The following is a 22,711-nucleotide window of genomic DNA, read 5'->3' as shown; positions in this document are numbered from 1 at the left end:
CGGGCGCGGACAACTGCCGCCGGGGCAAGCGTACTGCGCAACCAACGGCGCCACATGGCCGGGTTGACGGGACTTTCCCTTACGGAGTTCTCCGACTGGAGCGGGACTGGCCGCATTGATATTCTGCAGTCGTGCCTTGCGAGCAGGGCACCGAGGAGAGACTCTTGGGCCCGCAATGCGCGGGCCTTTCTTTTTGTGGGCCGCCTGCCGGCCGGGCGGGGTCGCCTTGGGGTCAACTCAACGTCGCCCCGGGGTCGTCTACAATGCGGGCTGCCGCGCCGTGGCCGGCAACCATCCCGTCTGTCTTTCCTTACGCCGTCTTTCCGTCGTCCTCTTCCCATGGCCCTGTTTTCCATCACCGACGCCCAGCTCGCCTTCGGGCACGTGGCTTTGCTCGACCACGCCGATTTCTCGCTGGAGGCCGGCGAACGCGTGGGCCTGATCGGGCGCAATGGCTCGGGCAAGTCCTCGCTGCTGAAAATCGTGGCCGGACTCTCGGCGCCGGATGACGGCCTGATCGCGCGCCAGAGCGGCGTGACCAGCGCCTACGTGCCGCAGGAGCCTCAGTTCGAGCCGGGTATCACCGTGTTCGATGCCGTTTCGCAGGGCATGGGCGACGCGCACGACCTGCTGGTGCGCTACGAGGCCGCCGCCGAGCGCGTCGCCGAGCACCATGACGACGAAGCCGCGCTGGCCGAGCTGCACCGGCTGCAGTCCGAACTGGACGCCGCCAACGCCTGGCAACTGCGCACCCGCGTGGAAACCACGCTGGCCCGGCTGGGGCTGGATTCGCACACGCGCGTCGATGCGCTGTCCGGCGGCCTGCAGAAGCGCGTGGCGCTGGCGCAGGCGCTGGTGGCCGAACCCGACATCCTGCTGCTGGACGAGCCGACCAACCACCTCGACGTGGAAGCGATCCGCTGGCTGGAAGACCTGCTGCTGACGTTCCGCGGCAGCGTGCTGCTGATCACCCACGACCGCGCCTTCCTGGACCGCGTCGCCACCCGCATCATCGAGCTGGACCGCGGCCGGCTGGTGTCCTTCCCCGGCAACTTCGCCGCCTACCAGGCGCGCAAGGAAGAGCTGCTCGCCGCCGAGCAGGTCGAGCAGGCCAAGTTCGACAAGCTGCTGGCGCAGGAAGAAGTGTGGATCCGCAAGGGCGTGGAGGCGCGCCGCACGCGCAGCGTGTCGCGCATCCAGCGGCTGGTGGCAATGCGCACCGAGCGCGCCGCGCGCCGCGAGGTGCAGGGCAACGTCAAGCTGGAGGTGTCGCAGGCCGACCGCTCCGGCAAGATCGTGTCCGAGCTGATCGATGTGAACAAGGCCTATGGCGACAAGGCGGTGGTGGGCGAGTTCACCGCCACCATCATGCGCGGCGACAAGGTTGGCCTGATCGGTCCCAACGGCGCCGGCAAGACCACGCTGCTGCGGCTGATCCTGGGCGAGCTGGCGCCGGACAGCGGCACGGTGCGCAACGGCAGCAACCTGCAGGTGGCGTACTTCGACCAGATGCGCACCGCGCTCGACCTGGAGAAATCGCTGGCCGACACCATCAGTCCGGGCAGCGACTGGGTCGAGGTCAACGGCCAGCGCAAGCACGTGATGAGCTACCTGGGCGACTTCCTGTTCGCGCCGGAGCGCGCGCGTTCGCCGGTCAAGTCGCTGTCGGGCGGGGAACGCAACCGCCTGCTGCTGGCACGGCTGTTCGCGCGCCCGGCCAACGTGCTGGTGCTGGACGAGCCGACCAATGACCTCGATATCGACACGCTGGAACTGCTGGAAGAACTGCTGCAGGACTACAGCGGCACCGTGTTCCTGGTCTCGCACGACCGCGCGTTCCTGGACAACGTGGTGACGTCCACCATTGCCGCCGAGGGCGAAGGCGTGTGGCGCGAGTCGGTGGGCGGGTATTCCGACTGGGTCGAGCAATCGGCCCGCGCCGCGTCGATCCAGGCCGCTCGCAAGCCGGAGCAGAAGGCGGCCGAGCCGGCCAAGGGCAAGGATTCGCGCGAGGCGCGCGGCGCCAACCGGACCGTCAAGCTGTCATACAAGGAGCAGCGCGAACTGGACGGCCTGCCGGAACGCATCGCCGCGCTGGAAACCGAGCAGAAGACGATCTCGGGGCAGTTGGAGGATGGCTCGCTTTATGTAAGCGACGCGGCCAAGGCAGCGCAGCTCGCCACGCGGCATGATGAGATCGAGATGGAACTGCTGGAGGCGCTGGAGCGGTGGGAGGTGTTGGAGGGGAAGGGGAAGGGGGAAGGTGAATAAGGGGTGACAGGATCTCGGTCGTTTGGGCGCCGTTGTCAACAGCGGAAGCGGTTCAACGGCCAACAGCAAGGTTTCCCAATCTCACCCACACCACGCCAACACCATATTGGTCAGGTCGACCATGAACGAAGGCCGCAGGTACCCCACGAACCCAACCGCCAGCACCCCGGCCAGCACCGCCAGCCCGGCTGCCTTCGCGATGCGCGCGCGGGCCGCCACCATCACGCCGCCGCCGGCTGGGCACGCACCAGCGCCTGCTCGCGGATCGGCAGGTTGACCAGTGCCGCCATCACGCCCAGACCGATCGAGATAAGCCACACCGTGTTGTAGCCGCCGGTGCGGTCATAGAGATATCCGCCCAGCCACGCGCCGAGGAAGCTGCCGATCTGGTGCGAGAAGAACACCACCCCCGACAGCATCGACAGGTACTTCACGCCGAACACCTGCGCGATGATGCCGTTGGTCAGCGGCACCGTCGACAGCCACAGGAAGCCCATCAGCGCCGCGAACACCCAGGTGCTGGCCACCGTCAGCGGCAACAGCAGGTAGCCGGCGATCACGACAGAGCGCGCCAGGTAGATAAACGCCAGCAGGTAGCGCTTGGGCAGGCGCTGGCCGATCGCGCCGGCGGTGTAGGTGCCGAACACGTTGAACAGCCCGATCAGCGCCAGCGCCACGACGGCGACCTTCGGGTCGGTCAGGCCCTGGTCCTTCAGGTACGGTGTCAGGTGGACACCGATAAACACCACCTGGAAGCCGCACACGAAGTAGCCCAGCGTCAGCAGCTGGAAGTTGCGGTTGCTGAAGGCTTCATGGACCGCCTGGCCGATGGTCTGGTGCTGGCCCGCCGTGTGCGCCGCCTCGCGCGGTTCGCGCAGGGTCAGCGCCAGCGGCAGCATCACGCAGGCCATCAGCGCCATTACGTACAGCGCGTTCTGCCAGCCCAGGCCCGAGATCAGCCCCTGTTCGATAGGGATCATCAGGAACTGCCCGAACGAGCCCGCCGCGGCGGCGATGCCCATTGCCCACACGCGCTTCTCGGGGCTGGCCACGCGGCCGATCACGCCATAGACGATGCTGTAGGTGGTGCCCGACTGGGCGATGCCGATCAGCACCCCGGCACCGGTGGCAAAGGCGGTGCCGCTGGTCGCCAGCGCCATCACCACCAGGCCCGCCACATACAGCGCCACGCCGACCAGCATGATGCGCAGCGCGCCGAACTTGTCGGCCAGCGCGCCGGCGAAGGGCTGGCTGGCGCCCCACATCAGGTTCTGCAGCGCCAGCGCGAAGGCGAAGGTCTCGCGGTTCCAGCCGTGTGCCTGCGTGATCGGCAGGTTGAACAGGCCGAAGCCGTGGCGAATGCCCATCGAGAGCGTCACGAGCAGGCCCCCGCACACCAGTACGGTGGTCAGGGAAAGTTGTCGGTTTTGCATGTCTTGGCTCGGTGTGCGGCTGACCGCGCGGTGGCGCGGCGCCGGCATGGATTGTCTGTGCTTGTTGTGGACCGTGCCGGGACGGCAATCAGGCTTGCCGTGGGCCGGGTGGAGGCGAGTTTACCCCGGACGCGGAAAACGCGTACGCCGCCGCCTGAAGCCGGTGGCGCGGCAAAAAGTGGCGGCGCCGCGGCAAATGTGGCGCGAGCCCCCGGCGGCAGCGGCAAGCGCTTTCCGGCGGGAATACCGCCGCCGGCATCCATTACAATGCAGTGCCCGGTGCCCCGGCGCGTGCACAGTTGTACGCCCGCGGCAGGCGGGACATCCACTTTCGTAGCGACTCCATGGCGAGCAAAACCAGTCAGTACAGCGAATCTTCCATCCGGGTCCTGAAGGGCCTGGAGCCGGTCAAGCAGCGCCCCGGCATGTACACCCGGACCGACAACCCCCTGCATATCGTGCAGGAGGTGATCGACAACGCCTCGGACGAGGCCCTGGGCGGCCACGGCTCCGAGATCCTGGTGACCCTGCACCGCGACGGCAGCGTCAGCGTGGAGGACGACGGCCGCGGCATCCCGGTGGGCATCCACCCGGAAGAAGGCGTGCCGGTGGTCGAGATCGTCTTTACCCGGCTGCACGCCGGGGGCAAGTTCGACAAGGGCAAGGGCGGCGCCTATGCCTTCTCGGGCGGCCTGCACGGCGTGGGCGTGTCGGTGACCAACGCACTGTCGACGCAGCTGGACGTGACCGTCTGGCGCGACGGCATGTGCTCGACGCTGACCTTCTCCGGGGGCGACGTGACCGTGCCTTTGGCCTCGCGCAAGTTCGAGCGCGGCGAGAAGAAGAACGGCACGCGCGTGCAGGTGTGGCCCGACGCCAAGTATTTCGATTCGGCCGCGATCCCGCAGGCAGAGTTGCAGCGGCTGCTGCGTAGCAAGGCCGTGCTGCTGCCGGGCGTCAAGGTGACGCTGGTGATCGAGAAGAGCGGCGAAACCCAGACCTGGCAGTATGACCAGGGCCTGAAGGGCTACCTGGTCGAAGCGCTGGCGCAAGGAAGCGGCTCGGAGCTGGTGATCCCGATGTTCGAGGGCGAGCATTTCGCCGACCCCGACGCCAACCCGGGCGAGGAAGGCTTTGCCGACGGCGAGGGCGCGTCGTGGGTGGTGGCCTGGACCGAAGACGGCGCACCGGTGCGCGAGTCCTACGTCAACCTGATCCCCACTCCCGCCGGCGGCACGCATGAGTCCGGCCTGCGCGAAGGCCTGTTCCAGGCGGTCAAGAGCTTTATCGAGATGCACGCGCTGCAGCCCAAGGGCGTCAAGCTGATGAGCGAAGACGTGTTTGCGCGCGCTTCGTTCGTGCTGTCGGCCAAGGTGCTCGACCCGCAGTTCCAGGGGCAGATCAAGGAACGCCTGAACAGCCGCGACGCGGTGCGGCTGGTCTCCACCTTCAGCCGGCCGGCGCTGGAGCTGTGGCTGAACCACCATGTCGAGTACGGCAAGAAGCTGGCCGAGCTGGTGATCCGCCAGGCGCAGGCGCGCACGCGCGCGGCGCAGAAGGTCGAGAAGAAGAAGGGTTCCGGCGTGGCCGTGCTGCCCGGCAAGCTGACCGACTGCGAATCCACCGACGTGACCCGCAACGAGCTGTTCCTGGTCGAGGGCGATTCCGCAGGCGGCTCGGCCAAGATGGGCCGCGACAAGGAATTCCAGGCCATCCTGCCGCTGCGCGGCAAGGTGCTCAACACGTGGGAAACCGAGCGCGACCGCCTCTTTGCCAACAACGAGGTGCACGACATCGCGGTGGCGATCGGCGTGGATCCGCACGGCACCAACGACGAGCCCGACCTGTCCAACCTGCGCTACGGCAAGATCAGCATCCTGTCGGACGCGGACGTGGACGGCGCGCATATCCAGGTGTTGCTGCTGACGCTGTTCTTCCGTCACTTCCCCAAGCTGATCGACGCCGGCAACGTCTATGTGGCGCGTCCGCCGCTGTTCCGCGTCGATGCTCCCGCGCGCGGCAAGAAGCCGGCGCAGAAGCTGTATGCGCTGGATGAAGGCGAACTCGTGGCCATCCAGGACAAGCTGGTCAAGGACGGCGTCAAGGATGGCAGCTGGCAGATATCTCGCTTCAAGGGCCTGGGCGAGATGAGCGCCGAGCAGCTGTGGGAAACCACCATGAACCCCGACACGCGCCGCTTGCTGCCCGTGACGCTGGGCGAGTACGACCTGCCGCAGACCGTCGAGATGATGAACATGCTCATGGGCAAGGGCGAGGCCGCGCAGCGCCGCAGCTGGCTGGAAGAGAAGGGCAACGAGGTCGAGGCCGATATCTGATCGCAGGAGCGGCGGCCCGCGATTGGGGGGATAATCCCCGAGTCCGCATGACCAGCTGGAACGCACGATGACGACGAGACCCCCCGGCAACCGATGGCGCAAGGCGGCAGCCGCAGTGCTGGCGCTGGCCGGGCTCGCCTGCGCGCCGGCGGCCCATGCCGAGCTGTGGGGCTATATCGATGCTGACGGCGTCGCGCACTTCGCCGACGAGAAGCTCGACGCGCGCTACAAGCTGTTCATGAAGGACGGCGGCAAGCTCGACAGCGCGCGTCTGGCGGCGATCCAGCGGGGCAAGGCGCCGGCCGGCGCGGACGGCGCGGACAATGTCGACCTCGAGCGGCACAAGCTCTACCGCTACGTCGTCAACCATCCCAACATCAAGACCGTCGAGCCGCTGATCCACCAGATCGCCAGCAAGCAGGATGTCGATCCCGCGCTGGTCAAGGCGGTGATGGCGGTGGAGTCGGGCTTCAATCCGGGCGCGGTTTCGCCCAAGGGCGCGATCGGGCTGATGCAGGTGATTCCCGACACCGGCGCGCGCTTTGGCATCAGCGCCGACCAGCGCCGCACGGTCGAGCAGAAACTGGCTGACCCGCGCACCAACATCACCGCCGGCGTGCGCTACCTGCGCTGGCTGATGCAACTGTTTCCGAACAACCTGGAACTGGTGCTGGCGGCGTATAACGCGGGCGAGGGCGCGGTGCAGCGCTACAACAACCGCATTCCGCCGTACCCCGAGACGCAGCAGTATGTCAGCACGGTGCTGCAGTTCTACCGCTTCTACCAACCCGCGCAAGCCGCGGGTCCCATGCGTGCCAGTGCCGACGGTCCGCGCGTGAAGATGGTGATCGGCGGGCGGCGCAACATGCCCTGACCGGCATGACCGAACCACAAGCAACCCGGCGCGCTGCTTCAACATGGCGCGCCGAATTCTTGCCTATCCATGGAACAACAAGACATCACGTTTCAACCTGAAGAGCCGGCCGATTCGCTGACGCTGGCCCGCTACGCCGAGCGCGCCTACCTCGATTACGCCGTCAGCGTGGTCAAGGGCCGCGCGCTGCCGGAAGTGGCCGATGGCCAGAAGCCGGTGCAGCGCCGCATCCTGTTCTCGATGCACGAGATGGGCCTGCGCGCCGATGCCAAGCCGGTCAAGTCCGCGCGCGTGGTCGGCGACGTGCTGGGCAAGTTCCACCCGCACGGCGACCAGTCCGCCTATGACGCGCTGGTGCGCCTGGCGCAGGACTTCTCGCTGCGCTATCCGCTGATCGACGGCCAGGGCAACTTCGGCTCGCGCGACGGTGACGGCGCGGCGGCGATGCGCTACACCGAAGCGCGCCTGACGCCGATCTCGCGGCTGCTGCTCGACGAGATCGACCAGGGCACGGTCGACTTCATCCCCAACTACGACGGCTCGATGCAGGAGCCCAGGCTGCTGCCGGCGCGGCTGCCGTTCGTGCTGCTCAACGGCGCCTCGGGCATCGCCGTGGGCATGGCCACCGAGATCCCGCCGCACAACCTGCGCGAGGTCGCCGCGGCCACCGTGGCGATGATCCGCAACCCGAATATCTCGCTGGCCGAGGTGCTGGCGCTGATGCCGGGACCGGACTACCCCGGCGGCGGCCAGATCATCTCGCCGGCGTCGGATATTGCCCAGATCTACGAGAACGGCCGCGGCAGCCTGAAGGTGCGCGCGCGCTGGACCATCGAGGAAATGGCGCGTGGCCAGTGGCAGGTGGTGGTGAACGAACTGCCGCCGAATACTTCCGCGCAGAAGGTGCTGGAAGAGATCGAGGAAATCACCAATCCCAAGATCAAGACCGGCAAGAAGGCGCTGACGCCGGACCAGCAGCAGCTCAAGGCTACCGTGCTGGGCGTGCTCGATGCGGTGCGCGATGAATCCGGCAAGGATGCGCCGGTGCGGCTGGTGTTCGAGCCCAAGAGCAAGAACATCGACCAGCAGGAGTTCATCCAGGTGCTGCTGGCGCATACCAGCCTGGAATCGGGCGCGCCGATCAACCTGGTGATGATCGGCACCGATGGCCGGCCACGCCAGAAGGGCCTGCGCGAGATCCTGGGCGAGTGGATTGCGTTCCGCTTCGACACGGTCACGCGCCGCACGCGCCATCGCCTGGGCAAGGTCGAGGACCGCATCCACATCCTCGAAGGCCGGATGCTGGTGCTGCTCAATATCGACGAGGTGATCCGCATCATCCGCGAGAGCGACGAGCCCAAGCCGGCGCTGATCGAAGCCTTCGAGCTGACCGACCGCCAGGCCGAGGACATCCTTGAAATCCGCCTGCGCCAGCTGGCGCGGCTGGAAGCGATCAAGATCGAGAAGGAGCTGAAGGACCTGCGCGAAGAACAGGCCGACCTGGATGTGCTGCTCAAGTCCGAGACCATGATGCGCCGTCGCATCATCAAGGAGATCGAGACCGACGCCAGGCAGTTCAGCCCGGAAGACAAGGACCCGCGCCGCACGCTGATCCAGGAAGAGCGCCGCGCCGCCGCCGAAGTGCGCGTGATCGACGAGCCGGTGACGGTGATCATGTCGCAGAAGGGCTGGGTGCGTACGCGCCAGGGCCATGGCCACGATCCGCAGCAGTTCACCTTCAAGGCGGGCGATGCGCTCTACAACACCTTTGACTGCCGCACGGTCGATGTGCTTCTGGTGTTCGGCACCAATGGCCGGGTCTATTCCGTGCCGGTCTCCAGCCTGCCGGGCGGGCGCGGCGACGGGGTGCCTATCACCACGCTGATCGAGCTGCAGTCCGGCAGCCAGGTGGCGCACACCCTTGCCGGCAGCCCCACCCAGCGCGTGCTGATTGCCACCGCGGGCGGCAACGGCTTCCAGACCACGGTGGGCGACATGACCGGCCGGCAGAAGGGCGGCAAGTCGTTCCTGACGCTGGACGACGGCGATGCACCGCTGCCGCCGGCGCCGATCGGCGACGAGGCCACGCATGCGGCTTGCCTGTCCGGCAACGGCCGCCTGCTGCTGGTGGCGCTGGACGAGGTCAAGGTGCTGTCGGCCGGCGGCCGAGGCGTGATCCTGATGGAGCTGGAGCCCAAGGAGAAGCTGTTGCAGGCGGTTGCCGTGGGCGCGCCGGGGTTGATGCTGTCGGGCGCGGGCCGCGGCGGCAAGCCGTCGTCACAGAAGCTGGCCGGGCAGTCGCTGCTGCCGTATGTCGGCAAGCGCGCGCGCAAGGGCAAGCAGATCGAGGCCAGGCTGAAGGAGCCGAGGATCGATCCGGTGCGGGTGGAGGCGACCGGCGGCAATTGATCGATTTCCGACCCGCAACCGATTGTTGTCTCCCCTCTCCCTCTGGGAGCTGAGCTTTACCCACAACTTCTGGCGGCTTACTCGTCTTTCTGGAAGATCCGATACATTTCGGTGATTTCGTGCAGGGCGAGGAAGCCGCGCCAGAGGACGGTGGCTCCCGGGGGATCGTCGTTTTTGCGACCCAGGTAGCCACCGAGCTTGGCGATCCAAAGGACCGCGTCGCTGAGTTTTGGCGCCTCTTCCGGTGGCTTGGTTGTGCCGTGCGTGCGGCAGTACAAGGCCCGCCATTCGAGCGGTTGCAGCAGCACCGAGCAAGGGATATCGGCTTCGAGCCGGCCCAGCATGGTCGCGTACATTATGCGCCAGCCGATCACGGCGAACAGCGCCGTGGCCCGCAGGAACCGCTCCAGCGTCCCGAACTGCCGCGCTTCGATCTGGCAGCCACTCTTCAGGACACGATGCCAGGATTCAATGGTCCAGCGCCGGGCATACCAGCTCAGTCGCTCCAGCGCATCTTCCAGCGTTTGGGTAGGCATTGAACTGAGCAACATCCATTCGAGCGGCTCAACGCCTTGGGGCGGCTCGATCTCCAGCGCGTGAATGGCAAACACTTCGAGACTCGGTAGATCCTCTGCACCGCGGCTGCGCGGCGGTCGCAGTTGGACGGGCACACAACGCAAAGCCAGTCGGGCGCTACGCGCCTGCCTGGCGCCGCTCCTGGGCACGTGCAATACGGTCTCTCCAAGTACAGGAGCCGCAGCAACCGTCTCCCACAGATACTTCTCTGGGTGGTCCACGCCTCGATTCCAGGCGGCCCGCACCAACCAGTCCACCCCCGCTGGGCGCGGCGCCAGGAACACGTCGTACACATCGCCCTCGCGATCGCTGACGGCAACAAGGTGCGTGTCCGGACACTGCATCTTGAGCGGCTCAAGGCATTCCAGCCCCTCCAGCCACTTCACGCTTTCCTTGTCACGAATGGACAGCGCCCGGCGCTGCCCGGCCTTGCCCGATGCTTGCGGCGCACGCACCCACGTCTTCATGCTCAGCACGCCCAGTGGCAGGCCCTCAGGCGTCACCGCCAGCACGCTGTGCAACATGAATCCGTGCAAATTGCCGCCCGTGCCGTGACCAAGCCCCTCAGTCGCGGGCAAATTTGCCAGATTGAATTCCGTGGTGTCCTGCACCGCCAGTACGACAGGTACCTGCTGCATGCGACCCACGGTTTGAGCGACGTGGCTCGCCAGGATTCCGTCTGGGTCGACCGCCTCATTATCAAAGAAGCGATATGCCGCCTTGAGTTGGGCACCACTCAAGGCCTGCGGGAACGAAACATGGGCTTTTTGCGCCAGTCCGCGCGCCAATGCCACAAGGCGCTGCGTGCGACGCGCATCGCCCAATTGTGCGCCACCGAATTCGTCGCCGGCCCAGTCTTCAAGGTCTTCCATATCAGGCAAAGTCGCCACCAATGATTAACAACTTCGCCTGAAGTTAACACCGTCCAATCCGGTTTACAACCTCTCCTATCGAGATGTGGGTAAAGGTAAGCTCTGGGAGAGGGGCGGGGGAGAGGGCCGGCGTGTCCACGAAGTGACGCGCTTTCATGCTTGCCGAAGTCCTGCCCTCTCCCCCGGCCCCTCTCCCGCAAGCGGGAGAGGGGAGAAAACCAGCGGGATCAATCCACCCCCACAAATCCCCCCGTCTGATGCGCCCACAACCGCGCATACAGCCCCCCATGCGCGAGCAGTTCCGCATGCGTGCCGTTCTCGACGATATGCCCGTTGTCCAGCACCACCAGCCGGTCCATGCGCGCGATCGTCGACAGCCGGTGCGCGATGGCGATTACCGTCTTGCCTTGCATCAGCGTTTCCAGGCTGTCCTGGATTGCCGCTTCCACTTCAGAATCCAGCGCCGAGGTCGCTTCGTCCAGGATCAGGATCGGCGCGTTCTTCAGCAGCACCCGCGCGATCGCGATGCGCTGGCGCTGTCCGCCTGACAGCTTCACGCCGCGCTCGCCCACCTGCGCTTCCAGCCCGGTATTGCCGTGGGCATCGACCAGGTTGGGCGTGAACTCGTCCGCGCGGGCGCGGTGCAGCGCTTCGGCCAGCTCGGCGTCGGTGCTGGAGGGTTTGCCGTACAGCAGGTTCTCGCGGATCGAGCGGTGCAGCAGCGAAGTGTCCTGCGTCACCATGCCGATCTGCGCGCGCAGGCTTTCCTGCGTGACACCGGCGATGTCCTGCCCGTCGATCAGGATGCGGCCGCTTTCCACGTCATAGAGCCGCAGCAGCAGGTTGACCAGCGTCGACTTGCCGGCGCCGGAAGGCCCGACCAGCCCGATCTTCTCGCCCGGATGCACGATCAGGTTGACGCCCTCGATCACGCCCGAGCCCTTGCCGTAGTGGAATCCAACCTGCTCGAAGCGGACTTCGCCCTGTGTTACGCGCAGCGGCTGCGCGTTGGAGCGGTCGGTGACCTTGCGCGGCACGGCGATGGTCTTCATGCCGTCCTGCACCTGCCCGACGTTCTCGAAGATGCCGTTGACCACCCACATGATCCAGCCGGACATGTTGTTGATGCGGATCACCAGCCCCGTGGTCAGCGCGATCGCGCCCGTGGTGACGTGCCCGGTGCTCCACAGCCACACCGCCAGTCCGGTGGTGCCGGCGATCAGCGCGCCGTTCATCGCGGTGATGGTGACGTCCATGCCGCTGACCATGCGTCCCGCCTGCCGCGTCTTTTCGGTCTGCTCGGCCATGGCGTCGCGCGCGTAGTCTTCTTCCTGCCGGGTATGGGCGAACAGCTTGAGCGTGGTGATGTTGGTATAGCCGTCGACGATGCGCCCCATCAGCCGCGAGCGTGATTCGGTGGCGATCACCGAGCGCTCCTTCACGCGCGGCACGAAGTACAGCAGTGCGGCCACATAGCATACGATCCACAGCAGCAGCGGGATTATCAGCCGCCAGTCGGCCTGCGCGAACAGCACCAGCGAACTGACCGCGTAGATCACCACGTGCCACAGCGCGTCGACCGCCTGCACGGCGGAGTCGCGCAGCGAGAAGCCGGTCTGCATGATGCGCTGGGCGATGCGGCCGGCAAAGTCGTTCTGGAAGAACGACAGGCTCTGCTTGAGCACGTAGCGGTGGTTCTGCCAGCGGATCAGGTTGGACAGGCTGGGGTTGATGACCTGGTGCACCAGCACGTCGTGCAGGCCGAAGAAGATGGGCCGCAGCAGCACTGCCACCACCAGCATCCATATCAGTTCGTCGCGATGCCGGCTGAAGAATTCCGCGCCCGGCGTGGTCTGCGCCATGTCGACCAGCCGGCCAAGGAAGCTGAACAGCGCCACCTCGATCAGCGCGCCGACCAGGCCCACCAGCAACAGCAGCGCGAACACGCCCCACACTTCACGCAGGTACCAGGTATAGAAGCGCAAGACCTGGCCCGGCGGCTCGCGGTCGGGCATGTTCCGGAAGGGGTCGATCAGTCTTTCCAGGCGACGCAACATGGCAGGTTCCCGTTGTGTGGCACGGCGCGCCCGGTCGTCCTTGTGTTGTCCTTGTGGGATGCCGGGGGCGCTTGCGGCGGATCAGACGCAACATGATACGCGCCATTGCCCAATGGAAAAGCCCCGCCGGGGGCGGGGCCTTGTCTGAAACGCCATGCCGAAACTGCTGCGGCGGCAGGGCAATCAGGGGTGGTGGATCACCATATGCGTGAACGGCGGCACGTAGGCCTGCAGCGTCACGAACAGGCCCACCAGGATCGCCAGCACGATCGAGTGGAAGAACACGTAGCGCAGGATGTCGCCCTCGTGGCCGTACCACTTGGTCGCCGTGGAGGCCACCACGATGGACTGCGCGTCGATCATCTTGCCCATCACGCCGCCCGAGCTGTTGGCCGACGCCATCAGCACCGGCGACAGGCCCAGTTGCTCGGCGGTGGTCTTCTGCAGGCCGCCGAACAGCACGTTGGAGGCCGTGTCCGAACCGGTCAGCGCCACGCCCAGCCAGCCCAGCATGGTGCCGAACAGCGGGTAGAACACGCCGGTGTGGGCAAAAGCCAGGCCCAGCGTGGCATCCAGGCCCGAGTAGCGGGTCAGGTAGCCGACGCCGAACATCGCGCAGATGGTCAGCAGCGAGTAGCGCACCAGCTTGATGGTTTCCCAGTATTCCTTGAACAGGCGCGGCACCGAGTAGCCCATCAGCAGGCCGCCCGCGATCGCCGAGACAAAGATGCCGGTACCGGCCATCGACAGCACGTTGAAGTTGAACACGGCGCCTTCGATGACTTCCTTGGGCACCACCGGAGGCACCTTGACGATAGCCTTGTCCAGGCCCGGGACCGGGAATTTCCACGCCCACAGGCTATCCATCAGCTTCTTGAACTCGGGGATACCCCAGACGAACACGAACACCGTAAGGATCACCCACGGCATCCAGGCCTTCGCCACCGAAATGCCGGCCGAGGCGGCGCTGGCGCGGGCGTCGGCTTCGAGCGCTTCGGGGTGGTCGACCTTGGAGTCGTCGTGGCGGCCCAGGATCTTGGTCGAAGTCCAGATGTCCTTGGGGTGCCAGACCTTCAGGAACAGCGTCAGCGAGCCCATCGACACCAGCGCCGCGATCACGTCCACCAGCCACGGGCCGTGGAAGTTCGACACCAAATACTGCGGCACGGCAAAGCTCACGCCCGCCACCAGGATCGCCGGCCAGATCGCCAGCATGCCGCGGAAGCCGGCAAAGGCCCAGATCAGCCAGAACGGCACGATCACCGAGAAGAACGGCAACTGGCGGCCGATCATGGCCGACAGGTCGAGCAGGTCCAGCCCGGTCACCGAGGCCAGGCCGATGATCGGCGCGCCCAGCGCGCCATAGGCCACCGGCGCGGTATTGGCGATCAGCGCCAGCCCCGAGGCGGCCAGCGGCGAGAAGCCCAGGCCGATCAGGATGGCGCCGGTCACGGCCACCGGCGTGCCGAAGCCGGCCGCGCCCTCGAAGAACGCGCCGAAGCTGAACGCCACCAGCAGCAGTTGCAGGCGGCGGTCCTCGGTGATGCCGGAGATCGAGTTCTGCAGCACCTTGAACGATCCGTTCAGGGTGGTGAGCCGGTGCAGGAAGATGATGTTCAGCACGATCCAGCCGATCGGGAACAGCCCGGACACGATGCCGAGCCCCGCGGCCTTGCCGGCCATCGCCGCCGGCATGCCGAACACCGTGGACGCGACCACGATGCCGATCAGCAGCGCCAGCCCCGCGGCCAGGTGTGCCTGCATATGAAAGAACGCCAGCGCTGCCAGCAGCACGGCGACCGGAATACCCGCGGCAATGGTCGACAGCGCCATATTGCCTAGCGGGTCATAGACTTGACTCCACACGATCGAAATCCTCCTCAGGTTGGCTCGGGCGCCCGGGCGATCTGCGTGCCCTGGGCCGCCTGCTTGCGCTTTGCAGCCGGCGCGCGACATCCACCGCGCGCGGGAAAGAACCAGCGATTGTAGGAACGGGTTCCGTGTTCGCTGCCGTATATTGCGTCATGCATGGCATGAGCCACATTCAGGGATCAGGGTTTCCCTGGGGGCATTACAGAGCACGTGGGATGTGCCCGGCACACCGGCCAGAGTACTCTAAACGGCGCCTGTTGCAAAAGTCTGCCTGCCGGCGTGCGGCTCGGATGACTGGCCCGCCAGCCATGGCGGGGACTGGCGCAAGCGCGGTGGGCCGGCGCATACTGGCGTTCGCCATCAAGCGGGCGCGCTGCCCGTATCCCCATATCCAACGAGGCTGCCCAATGACTGAATTCCTGCCTGCGTGGCCGCTGCTGACCGCCTTTGTGCTGGCCAGCCTGGCGCTGGCCATCACGCCCGGTCCGGCCGTGGTCTATATCGTGACGCGCACGCTGGCGCAAGGCCGGCAGGCCGGGCTGGCTTCGATAGGCGCGGTGGCGCTGGGCAACCTGGGCAACGCGATCGGCGCGTCGCTGGGGTTGGCAGTGCTGTTCTCGGTGTCGGCGCTGGCGTTCTCGGTGGTCAAGTACGCAGGGGCGGCCTACCTGATCTGGCTGGGTATCCGCGCGCTGCGTGGCGGCGGTGCGGCGGCGGACGGCGGCACGCCCGAAGTGGCGCAGCGCAGCCTGCGCCAGGTGATGCGCGACGGCTTCGTGGTGGCGCTGCTCAACCCCAAGACCGCGATCTTCTTCGCCGCTTTCCTGCCGCAGTTCATGAACCCGGCCGGCTCGGCGCTGGCGCAGAGCCTGGCGCTGGGCGTGGCCTTCGTGCTGATCGCCGCCACCACCGACGCCTGCTACGTAATGGCCGCGGCCGCGGTGATGCCGGCGCTGCGCCGTGCCGGGCGCGCGCGCGCGTTTGGCCGCTACCTGACGGGTGCGGCGTTTATCGGGCTGGGGATATTTACGGCGACGTCGGGCTCGCGCGCCGCGAAGTAGGCAGGCAGAAGCAGGGGAAGGAAAAAACTGCCGCCGCTCAGCGCAGCGGCAGTTCCAGGATCCCGCCGGCGGCAGGGCGGGCGCGCATCGACGCCAGCCATCGCTCCAGGTCGGGCCGCGGCTGATGCTGGACCGGCAGTCCCATCCAGCGGTGCGCGGCGCAGGCCAGCGAGATATCAGCCATGGTGAAACGGTCGCCACCGATGAATTCTCGGCCTGCCAGCGCCTTGTCGAGCAAGTCTGCCAGCGGCTCGGTGCGCGCGCGCGATGCCTGGACAGCGGCCTCGTCGCGCTCGCCTGCGGGCTTGCGCACCAGGTTCAGGAAAGCCGTCACCATGGCCGGGCTGAAGGTCGTGGTCTGCCAGTCCATCCAGCGGTCGGCCGAGGCGCGCGCCTTGACGTCTTCGGGCCACAGCGTGCCCTCGCCGTAGCGCGCGCACAGGTAGCGCACGATCGCATTCGATTCCCACAGCACGAAGGGCTCGCCGCCCACGTCCGTGCCGCGGAAGTCCTCGATCACCGGGATCTGGCGGTTCGGGTTCAGGCGGACGTAGGCCTCGGTGTCGAGGTCGCCCTTGTTGACGCCGATATCGACGCGCTCATGGTCCAGGTGGAGCTCGCGTGCGCACCAGACCACCTTCTGCACGTTGATGGAGGAGAGTCGGCCCCAGATACGCAGCATGTCGGCTCCTGGAAGGTGCGCGCCCGGACGTGGTCAGGCCGCGCGCGGTTGCTTGGCGGCAGCGGCGGCGATGGACTCGCGGAACAGTTCGCCCAGGATCGCCACGCCCTGCTCGATGCGCGCGGGCGGCACCGTGACGAACGCCAGGCGCAGCGCATTGCGCTTCGGGTTGCTGGCGTAGAACGGCGCGCCCGGCACGTAGGCTACGTTGCGCTTCACCGCCTCTTCCAGGATAGCCATGCTGTCCAGGCCCTCGGGCAGCTCCATCCAGATGAACATGCCGCCTTCAGGCGTGTTCCAGGTCACGCCTTCCGGCATGTGGCGCTTGAGCGCGTCCAGCATGGTCTGGCACTGCTTGCTGTAGAGCTCGCGGATGGTCGGGATATGGCGGTCGAGCAGGCCGTCGCGCACGGTTTCGTAGGCCACGCGCTGCGTGAAGGTCGGCGTGTGCAGGTCCGATGCCTGCTTGGCCTGGCACAGCTTGAAATGCAGTTCGGGCGGGGCGATCACGTAGCCCAGGCGCATGCCGGGGGCCAGGATCTTGGAGAACGAGCCCATGTAGATCACGCCGTCCGGGTTCATCGACAGCAGCGTTGGCAGCTGGTCGCCGGTGTAGCTGAGCGCGCCGTACGGATCGTCTTCCACCACCAGCACGCCCAGTTCCTGCGCGCGGGCCACCAGCGCCTGGCGGCGTTCCAGCGGCAGGCGGCGGCCGGTCGGGTTCTGAAAGTTGGGCAGGGCGTACAGGAAGCGCGCGCCGGCGGTCAGCTCGGGCGTCAGCGCCTCGGGCACCAGGCCCTTGTCGTCGGTCGGGATCGAGACGAACTCGGGCTCGAACAGCGAGAACGCCTGCAGCGCGCCGAGGTAGCTGGGGGTTTCCACCATCACCTTGCTGCCCGGGTCGATCATCACCTTGGCGATCAGGTCGAGCGCCTGCTGCGAACCGGTCACGATCAGCACGCGCTCGACGCCCACGCCGTGGCGCTTGGCAACGAATTCACGCAGCGGCAGGTAGCCTTCGGTCGCGGCGTATTGCAGCGCCGCCTGCGGGTTGTCGGCAAATACGCGGGCCGTCGCTGCCTCCATGGCCGCTACCGGGAACGACTCCGGCGAGGGCAGGCCGCCGGCGAAGGAAATGACTTCCGGACGCTCGGTGACCTTGAGGATTTCGCGGATGGCCGAGCTGGTCAGTTGCTGCGCCCGGCGGGAGATGGCCCATTTCATGATGTGTCTCTTGTGGTCTGGGGGAATTCTGGAGAGAGGCTAGCCTGCCGCTCAGTCAACGATAAAAAGTCTGGCACCTGTCGGCGAGGACGAACGGTGCGCTTCCGCCTGGTCGGCGACCTGGTAGCTGGTGCCCGCGGTGAGCACGAACTGCCGGCCGTCATCCAGTTCGGTGTGGAGCTCGCCGTCCAGCACGAACAGGATATGCCCCTTGCTGCACCAGTGGTCGGCCAGGTAGCCGGGCGAGTATTCCACCATCCGCACGCGGATATCGCCGAACTGGCGCGTACGCCAGGTGGCCTCGCCTTGCTCGCCCGGGTGCCGGGTCGGCGCGATGGCCGACCAGTCGGTGGTGCCGAAGGGCAGGTTGTCGATGCGCATGGGGCCTCAGCCCTGGACCTCGACGATCATCTCGATCTCGACGCAGGCGCCCAGCGGGATCTGCGCCACGCCGAAGGCGCTGCGCGCGTGCTTGCCCTGTTCGCCGAAGACTTCGGCCAGGAACTCGGATGCACCGTTGGTGACCAGGTGCTGCTCGGTGAACTCGGGGGTGGAGTTGACCAGGCTCATCACCTTGACGATGCGGGTGACGCGGTTCAGGTCGCCCATGTGCGCATGCAGCGTGGCCAGCAGGTCGATGGCGATGGCGCGTGCGGCGGCCTTGCCGGACTCGGTGTCGATGTCCTTGCCCAGCTTGCCGGTCCATACCTTGCCGTCCTTGCGGGCGATATGGCCCGACAGGAATACGGTGTTGCCGGTCTGCGCGGCCATCACGTAGGCGGCGGCAGGGGCGTTGGCGGTCGGCAGTTCGACGCCGAGGCGGGCAAGGGTGTCGTAGACGGACATGCGTTGGACTCCTGGTCAGTGAATGTGTCCTGGAAGGACAGGGGACGTTTCCGGGGCGGGGGCAGGTGCGCCCTGGCGCACGGCGGCGTGGCGGCCGAGGGCCACGACAGCGATTACCGCCACTGCGAAGGCGATGGTGGGGGCGTCAAGCGGCTCGGCCAGGATCAGCGCACCGCCCGCCAGCGTCAGGAACGGCTGCAGCAATTGTATCTGCCCGACGCGGGCCACGCCGCCTTTTGCGAGGCCGGCGTACCAGAAAAGGAAGCCGACAAACATCGAGAACACCGAAACATAGGCCATGCCGCCCCAGGCACGCGGCGACGCCGCGGCGATCGCCGGCAGGTCGCGCAGCGCCAGCCAGGCCACCACCGGCACCAGCACCGGCAGCGACACTCCCAGCGCCCAGCTGATCGTCTCCAGCCCGCCCAGCTCGCGCGACAGCTTGCCGCCCTCGGCATAGCCCAGTGCGCCCAGCACCACCGCGGCGAACAGGTACCAGTCGGCGTGCTGCAGGCCGCCGGCGCCTTGCCAGACGGCAAAGCCGACCACCAGCGCGCTGCCGGCCACGGCCGACAGCCAGAACCCCGCCGACGGCCGCTCGCGCCCGAACCAGGCCGCGAACACGGCCGTGGCCAGCGGCAGCAGGCCGACCACGATGGCGCCGTGGCTGGCCGGCACCTCGCGCATCGCCAGCGACGAGAACACCGGGAAGCCGACCACCACGCCCAGCGCCGTCACCGCCAGGCGCGGCCACTGGCCGCCGCGCGGGCGGCGTGCCGCGGCCAGCGCACCGCGCATGGCCAGCAGCGCCAGCGCCAGCAGCGCGGCCAGGACGGCGCGTGCCAGCGCGACAAAAATCGGGTCCAGTTCAGCCACCGCCATGCGCGTGAACGGCAGCGTCTGGCTGAAGATGGCCACGCCGACAAAGCCGAGCAGCATGCCGCCTGAATGGGGCGCGGAGTGAGGCGCGGAATGAGGCGCGGCAGGGGGCGCGGCAGATACGGACGAGGGCGAGGGCGAGGGAGCGGGCATGGTTGGCCTCTTGCTTTCTTGTCGGTCGATTCAATGCACGCCGGGCCGGGCGCTGACGGCGATCCACAGCGCGGTCAGCGCCAGCGCCGCGCCCATGGCGCGGTTGAACCAGCGCACGCGCTGGCCTTGCTTCAGCCATTGCCGCAGCGCCGCGCCCAGCACGCCATACACGCCGTTGCTGACGAAGCCCAGCAGCGCGAACACGCCGCACACCAGCAGCAGGCGCTGCAGCGGCGCGGGGGCGCCGGCCATGTAGGACGCCGCCACGGCCAGCGCCAGCATCCACGCCTTGATGTTGGCGTACTGCAGCACCGCCGATTGCCACACGTTCAGCGGGCGCAGCACCTGTTTTTCGGCCAGCGCCGTGCTGCGCGCGATCTTCCACGCCAGCCACAGCACGTAGGCCACGCCGGCCAGGTGCACGGCCGATGCCAGCGCAGGCTGGCCCAGGATCAGCGCGCCCACGCCCACCGCGCACAGCGCCAGGATGCTGGCAAAGCCGAAGGCCACGCCGACGCAATGCGGCAGCGTCGCGCGCAGGCCGAAGTTGGCGCCGGTCACCGCGGCAATGGTGGTGTTGGGTCCGGGCGTGAACAGGCCGACCGTCAGCAGCGTCAGCAGGGCCAGGAACTGCGCGGCGCTCAGGCCGGTGAGCAGGCCAGAAGTCACGGCGGTCATGCGAATGCCACCACCACGCGGCGGTTGGTGCGGCTCTTCTTCTCGATTTTGGTCACTGCCACGGTGCCGATCTCGCTGGTATTGACCACATGCGTGCCACCGCAGGGCTGGCGGTCGACGCCGGGGATCTCGACGATGCGTATGCTCGACGTCCCCGCCGGCGGCGCCGCGCCGATGGTGCGCACCAGTTCCGGCTGCGCGGCCAGCTCCTGCGGCGTGATCAGCGTGATCCGCACCGCCGTTTCCGCGCGGATCAGCGCGTTCAGGCGCTCGGTCAGGTCGGCCTTGTCCAGCGTCGATTCCGGCAGGTCGAAGTCGATCCGGGCCGAGTCCGGCGAGATGCCGCAGCCGGTCACCGGCACCGGGATCAGCGAGCCCAGCAGGTGCAGGCAGGTATGCAGGCGCATCAGCCGGTGGCGGCGCGCCCAGTCGATGGTGACCGTGACGCGCTCGCCCACGCGTGGCAGCGCGGCGTCCGGCGCAGGTATATGCAGGATGCGGCTGCGGTCTTCGGCATAGATCGTGTCGACGATGGTCACGGTGCGGCCGTCGGGAAGTGCCAGCGTGGCGGTGTCACCGGCCTGCCCGCCGCTGCGTGCGTAGCAGACGGTCTCGTCCAGCTCTATGCCTTCCGCGCTGGCCGCCAGCACGGTAGCGGCGCAGTGATCGAGGTAGGGATCGTCGTCGAAACGCTTGCGGGTCGCGGACATCGGTGTCTCCTTGGGGATGCTTGTGCTTATTGGTACGGCCAGTTTCATCGTGGCTTGATGGTAGACAAGGTAGTCGGTACAGTACCGGTACAGTTCTGCGGATCGTCTTCAGTACAGTTGCAGGAGCAGCACATGGATGCGAACACCCGGGACGGGGACACCACCCCCGCGATCCCCAGTCAGCGTGGCGCAAGTGGCGCCCGCGTGACCTCCGCCCAGGCCGGCGGACGCCCGCTGCGCCTGGTGTTGCCGCCTACCGAGCGCCTGCCCGACCCGATCCCGTCGGCGCAGATGACGCTGGTCGAGCAGCTGACCGAATGGGCCCGCATGCGCATCGATGAACGCGTGTTCCGCGCCGGCATGCGCATGCCGTCGATCCGCCAGCTCGCGCAGGAAAAAGGCATCTCGCGCTTTACCGTGGTGGAGGCCTATGAGCGGCTGGTGGCGCTCGGATACCTGGAATCGCGGCGCGGCTCTGGCTTCTACGTGCGCGAGCGCGCGCCGGCCGCGCCGGCGGCGCCGGTGTCGTCCAATGGGGCCGAGTCGCGCAATATCGACGTCACCTGGCTGCTGCGCAGCATGTTCCATACCGCCGAGGCGCACAAGGCGCCGGGGCTGGGCTTCCTGCCCAACGAGTGGCTCGATGGCGAACTGATCGCCAGCGCGCTGCGCGGGCTGGGACGCCAGCCGGGCAACCATTTCCTGGCCAGCGGCACGCCGCAGGGCTTCCTGCCGCTGCGCCAGCAACTGCGCACCCGGCTGGAGGAGCTGGAGATCGGCGCCGGTGCCGAGCAGATCGTGCTGACCTCCGGCATCACCCAGGCGCTCGACCTGATCGCCCGGCTCTACCTGCAGCCCGGCGATGCCGTGCTGGTCGGGGACCCGGCGTGGTTCGTGATGTTCGCCCGTTTTGCCGCGCAGGGTGCGCAGGTGATCGGCGTGCCTTACACCGCCGAGGGGCCGGACCTGGAGGCGCTGGAGCGCATCGTGCAGGCGCGGCGCCCGAAGCTGTTCGTCATCAACTCGGTGCTGCACAACCCGACCGGAACCTCGCTGTCCGCCGCCAAGGCCTTCCAGCTGCTGAAGCTGGCCGAGCAGTACGACTTCCTGATCGTCGAGGACGATATCTACTGCGACCTGTGCCCGCCTGGCCACGCCGCGACCCGGCTGGCCAGCCTGGATCAGTTGCGCCGGGTGGTCTACCTGGGCAGCTTTTCCAAGACGCTGGCGGCCAACCTGCGCGTGGGCTTTATCGCCGCGCCGCCGGAAATGGCGTCGGCGCTGACCGACAGCAAGCTGCTGGCGGGGCTGGCCTCGCCCGAGATCAACGAGCGGGTGCTGTACAAGGTGCTGACCGAGGGGCACTACCGCAAGCATGTCGAGCGCGTGCGCACCCGGCTGGACCGCGCCCGCGACGACACCCGGCGCGAGCTGGAGCGGCTGGGCCTGCGCCTGTTCCCGGGCCAGCACGCTGGCATGTACCTGTGGGCCGATACCGGGCGCGATACCAATGCCATCGCCACCGCCGGGCATGAAGAGGGCTATTTGTTCGCCCCGGGCAGCCTGTTCTCGCCGTCGCAGATGCCGTCGGGGTGGATGCGCTTCAACGTCGCCAGCAGCGGCGACCCGGACATGCTGCGCTTCCTGGCGCGCCAGCTGGAACGGCGCTGAGCCGCCTTTTTGCTGCACCCGTTACATTCCCCGGGCCTTGAAAAATGGCCCGGGCGGCCCTATTTCTGGCGTCACCGGCCCCCGACGGCCACCCGACCATCCCAGAT

18 protein-coding genes are annotated in these 22,711 nt (G+C 67.4%); 6 read left to right on the top strand and 12 right to left on the bottom strand.

What is annotated here, in order from left to right; genetic code table 11:
• The first annotated feature begins 339 nt into the window (after nt 1-339).
• Complete coding sequence (locus LPA45_RS12305) at nt 340-2,271, top strand: ATP-binding cassette domain-containing protein (RefSeq protein ID WP_116320914.1); 1,932 nt, start codon at nt 340-342, stop codon at nt 2,269-2,271.
• Between the two features lie 81 nt (nt 2,272-2,352).
• On the opposite strand, the gene LPA45_RS12300 is transcribed toward LPA45_RS12305, so the two are convergent.
• On the bottom strand, nt 2,353-2,493 hold the full coding sequence (locus LPA45_RS12300) for a hypothetical protein (RefSeq protein WP_317924182.1): 141 nt from the start codon (nt 2,491-2,493) through the stop codon (nt 2,353-2,355).
• Nucleotides 2,493-3,704: an MFS transporter gene (locus tag LPA45_RS12295; protein WP_317924183.1), complete on the bottom strand. Its 1,212-nt coding sequence runs from the start codon at nt 3,702-3,704 to the stop codon at nt 2,493-2,495. Before LPA45_RS12295 ends, LPA45_RS12300 begins: the two co-directional genes overlap by 1 nt.
• Nucleotides 3,705-4,048: 344 nt before the next feature.
• Here LPA45_RS12295 and LPA45_RS12290 point away from each other — a divergent pair, with 344 nt between their 5' ends.
• The 3 genes from LPA45_RS12290 (at nt 4,049) to parC (ending at nt 9,323) form a co-directional block, all read left to right on the top strand.
• Nucleotides 4,049-6,040 carry a DNA topoisomerase IV subunit B gene (locus tag LPA45_RS12290; protein ID WP_116323703.1) on the top strand — a complete coding sequence of 664 codons (1,992 nt, stop codon included), beginning with the start codon at nt 4,049-4,051 and terminating at the stop codon, nt 6,038-6,040.
• A gap of 67 nt (nt 6,041-6,107) precedes the next feature.
• Nucleotides 6,108-6,914 carry a lytic transglycosylase domain-containing protein gene (locus tag LPA45_RS12285; RefSeq protein ID WP_317924185.1) on the top strand — a complete coding sequence of 269 codons (807 nt, stop codon included), beginning with the start codon at nt 6,108-6,110 and terminating at the stop codon, nt 6,912-6,914.
• Between the two features lie 69 nt (nt 6,915-6,983).
• Nucleotides 6,984-9,323, top strand: coding sequence for a DNA topoisomerase IV subunit A (gene parC, locus LPA45_RS12280; RefSeq protein ID WP_317924186.1), 2,340 nt, complete (start codon nt 6,984-6,986; stop codon nt 9,321-9,323).
• Between the two features lie 77 nt (nt 9,324-9,400).
• Here parC and LPA45_RS12275 read toward each other — a convergent pair whose 3' ends face one another.
• The 3 genes from LPA45_RS12275 to LPA45_RS12265 form a co-directional block, all read right to left on the bottom strand.
• Nucleotides 9,401-10,771, bottom strand: coding sequence for an IS4 family transposase (locus LPA45_RS12275; RefSeq protein WP_367394575.1), 1,371 nt, complete (start codon nt 10,769-10,771; stop codon nt 9,401-9,403).
• 227 nt (nt 10,772-10,998) lie between these two features.
• Nucleotides 10,999-12,828 carry an ABC transporter ATP-binding protein gene (locus LPA45_RS12270; protein ID WP_317924494.1) on the bottom strand — a complete coding sequence of 610 codons (1,830 nt, stop codon included), beginning with the start codon at nt 12,826-12,828 and terminating at the stop codon, nt 10,999-11,001.
• A 183-nt stretch (nt 12,829-13,011) separates the two neighbouring features.
• Nucleotides 13,012-14,694, bottom strand: coding sequence for an L-lactate permease (locus LPA45_RS12265; protein WP_116323707.1), 1,683 nt, complete (start codon nt 14,692-14,694; stop codon nt 13,012-13,014).
• A gap of 413 nt (nt 14,695-15,107) precedes the next feature.
• On the opposite strand from LPA45_RS12265, the gene LPA45_RS12260 reads away from it, so the two are divergent.
• Nucleotides 15,108-15,761, top strand: a complete 654-nt coding sequence (locus LPA45_RS12260; protein ID WP_116323709.1) for a LysE family translocator — start codon at nt 15,108-15,110, stop codon at nt 15,759-15,761.
• A 37-nt stretch (nt 15,762-15,798) separates the two neighbouring features.
• Here the strand turns inward: LPA45_RS12260 and LPA45_RS12255 are convergent, their stop codons facing one another.
• Genes LPA45_RS12255 through LPA45_RS12225 form a run of 7 tightly spaced genes read right to left on the bottom strand, consistent with a single transcriptional unit; the run spans nt 15,799 to nt 20,933 of the window.
• Nucleotides 15,799-16,443, bottom strand: a complete 645-nt coding sequence (locus LPA45_RS12255; protein ID WP_317924495.1) for a glutathione S-transferase family protein — start codon at nt 16,441-16,443, stop codon at nt 15,799-15,801.
• 33 nt (nt 16,444-16,476) lie between these two features.
• The gene (locus LPA45_RS12250; protein WP_317924496.1) at nt 16,477-17,667 is read right to left on the bottom strand and encodes a PLP-dependent aminotransferase family protein; all 1,191 of its coding nucleotides are present in this window, start codon (nt 17,665-17,667) and stop codon (nt 16,477-16,479) included.
• Between the two features lie 51 nt (nt 17,668-17,718).
• Nucleotides 17,719-18,048, bottom strand: coding sequence for a DHCW motif cupin fold protein (locus tag LPA45_RS12245; protein WP_116323712.1), 330 nt, complete (start codon nt 18,046-18,048; stop codon nt 17,719-17,721).
• A gap of 6 nt (nt 18,049-18,054) precedes the next feature.
• The gene (locus LPA45_RS12240; RefSeq protein WP_116323713.1) at nt 18,055-18,513 is read right to left on the bottom strand and encodes a RidA family protein; all 459 of its coding nucleotides are present in this window, start codon (nt 18,511-18,513) and stop codon (nt 18,055-18,057) included.
• Nucleotides 18,514-18,528: 15 nt separating this feature from the next.
• Complete coding sequence (locus LPA45_RS12235; RefSeq protein WP_376790607.1) at nt 18,529-19,545, bottom strand: DMT family transporter; 1,017 nt, start codon at nt 19,543-19,545, stop codon at nt 18,529-18,531.
• A gap of 30 nt (nt 19,546-19,575) precedes the next feature.
• Nucleotides 19,576-20,223 carry a LysE family translocator gene (locus LPA45_RS12230; protein ID WP_317924499.1) on the bottom strand — a complete coding sequence of 216 codons (648 nt, stop codon included), beginning with the start codon at nt 20,221-20,223 and terminating at the stop codon, nt 19,576-19,578.
• Complete coding sequence (locus tag LPA45_RS12225) at nt 20,220-20,933, bottom strand: alanyl-tRNA editing protein (RefSeq protein WP_317924501.1); 714 nt, start codon at nt 20,931-20,933, stop codon at nt 20,220-20,222. The genes LPA45_RS12230 and LPA45_RS12225 overlap by 4 nt, the downstream gene beginning before the upstream one ends.
• Before the next feature lie 132 nt (nt 20,934-21,065).
• Between LPA45_RS12225 and LPA45_RS12220 the strand changes: the two genes are divergently transcribed.
• Nucleotides 21,066-22,604: a PLP-dependent aminotransferase family protein gene (locus LPA45_RS12220; protein ID WP_317924502.1), complete on the top strand. Its 1,539-nt coding sequence runs from the start codon at nt 21,066-21,068 to the stop codon at nt 22,602-22,604.
• Nucleotides 22,605-22,711: the final 107 nt, after the last annotated feature.

Source organism: Cupriavidus sp. Agwp_2, from assembly GCF_040784895.1.
In the GTDB taxonomy this organism is placed as follows: domain Bacteria; phylum Pseudomonadota; class Gammaproteobacteria; order Burkholderiales; family Burkholderiaceae; genus Cupriavidus.
The sequence above is the reverse complement of the archived record's forward strand: the minus strand, read 5'-3'. Positions and strand labels throughout refer to the sequence as shown.

Coding starts and splice junctions, on each gene's coding strand:
- LPA45_RS12230 (WP_317924499.1), bottom strand. CDS start 20,223: ATGACCGCCGTGACTTCTGGCCTGCTCACCGGCCTGAGCGCCGCGCAG.
- LPA45_RS12285 (WP_317924185.1), top strand. CDS start 6,108: ATGACGACGAGACCCCCCGGCAACCGATGGCGCAAGGCGGCAGCCGCA.
- LPA45_RS12300 (WP_317924182.1), bottom strand. CDS start 2,493: ATGGTGGCGGCCCGCGCGCGCATCGCGAAGGCAGCCGGGCTGGCGGTG.
- LPA45_RS12245 (WP_116323712.1), bottom strand. CDS start 18,048: ATGCGCATCGACAACCTGCCCTTCGGCACCACCGACTGGTCGGCCATC.
- LPA45_RS12225 (WP_317924501.1), bottom strand. CDS start 20,933: ATGTCCGCGACCCGCAAGCGTTTCGACGACGATCCCTACCTCGATCAC.
- LPA45_RS12255 (WP_317924495.1), bottom strand. CDS start 16,443: ATGCTGCGTATCTGGGGCCGACTCTCCTCCATCAACGTGCAGAAGGTG.
- LPA45_RS12305 (WP_116320914.1), top strand. CDS start 340: ATGGCCCTGTTTTCCATCACCGACGCCCAGCTCGCCTTCGGGCACGTG.
- LPA45_RS12270 (WP_317924494.1), bottom strand. CDS start 12,828: ATGTTGCGTCGCCTGGAAAGACTGATCGACCCCTTCCGGAACATGCCC.
- LPA45_RS12250 (WP_317924496.1), bottom strand. CDS start 17,667: ATGAAATGGGCCATCTCCCGCCGGGCGCAGCAACTGACCAGCTCGGCC.
- LPA45_RS12240 (WP_116323713.1), bottom strand. CDS start 18,513: ATGTCCGTCTACGACACCCTTGCCCGCCTCGGCGTCGAACTGCCGACC.
- LPA45_RS12235 (WP_376790607.1), bottom strand. CDS start 19,545: ATGCCCGCTCCCTCGCCCTCGCCCTCGTCCGTATCTGCCGCGCCCCCT.
- LPA45_RS12220 (WP_317924502.1), top strand. CDS start 21,066: ATGGATGCGAACACCCGGGACGGGGACACCACCCCCGCGATCCCCAGT.
- LPA45_RS12290 (WP_116323703.1), top strand. CDS start 4,049: ATGGCGAGCAAAACCAGTCAGTACAGCGAATCTTCCATCCGGGTCCTG.
- LPA45_RS12275 (WP_367394575.1), bottom strand. CDS start 10,771: ATGGAAGACCTTGAAGACTGGGCCGGCGACGAATTCGGTGGCGCACAA.
- parC (WP_317924186.1), top strand. CDS start 6,984: ATGGAACAACAAGACATCACGTTTCAACCTGAAGAGCCGGCCGATTCG.
- LPA45_RS12260 (WP_116323709.1), top strand. CDS start 15,108: ATGACTGAATTCCTGCCTGCGTGGCCGCTGCTGACCGCCTTTGTGCTG.
- LPA45_RS12295 (WP_317924183.1), bottom strand. CDS start 3,704: ATGCAAAACCGACAACTTTCCCTGACCACCGTACTGGTGTGCGGGGGC.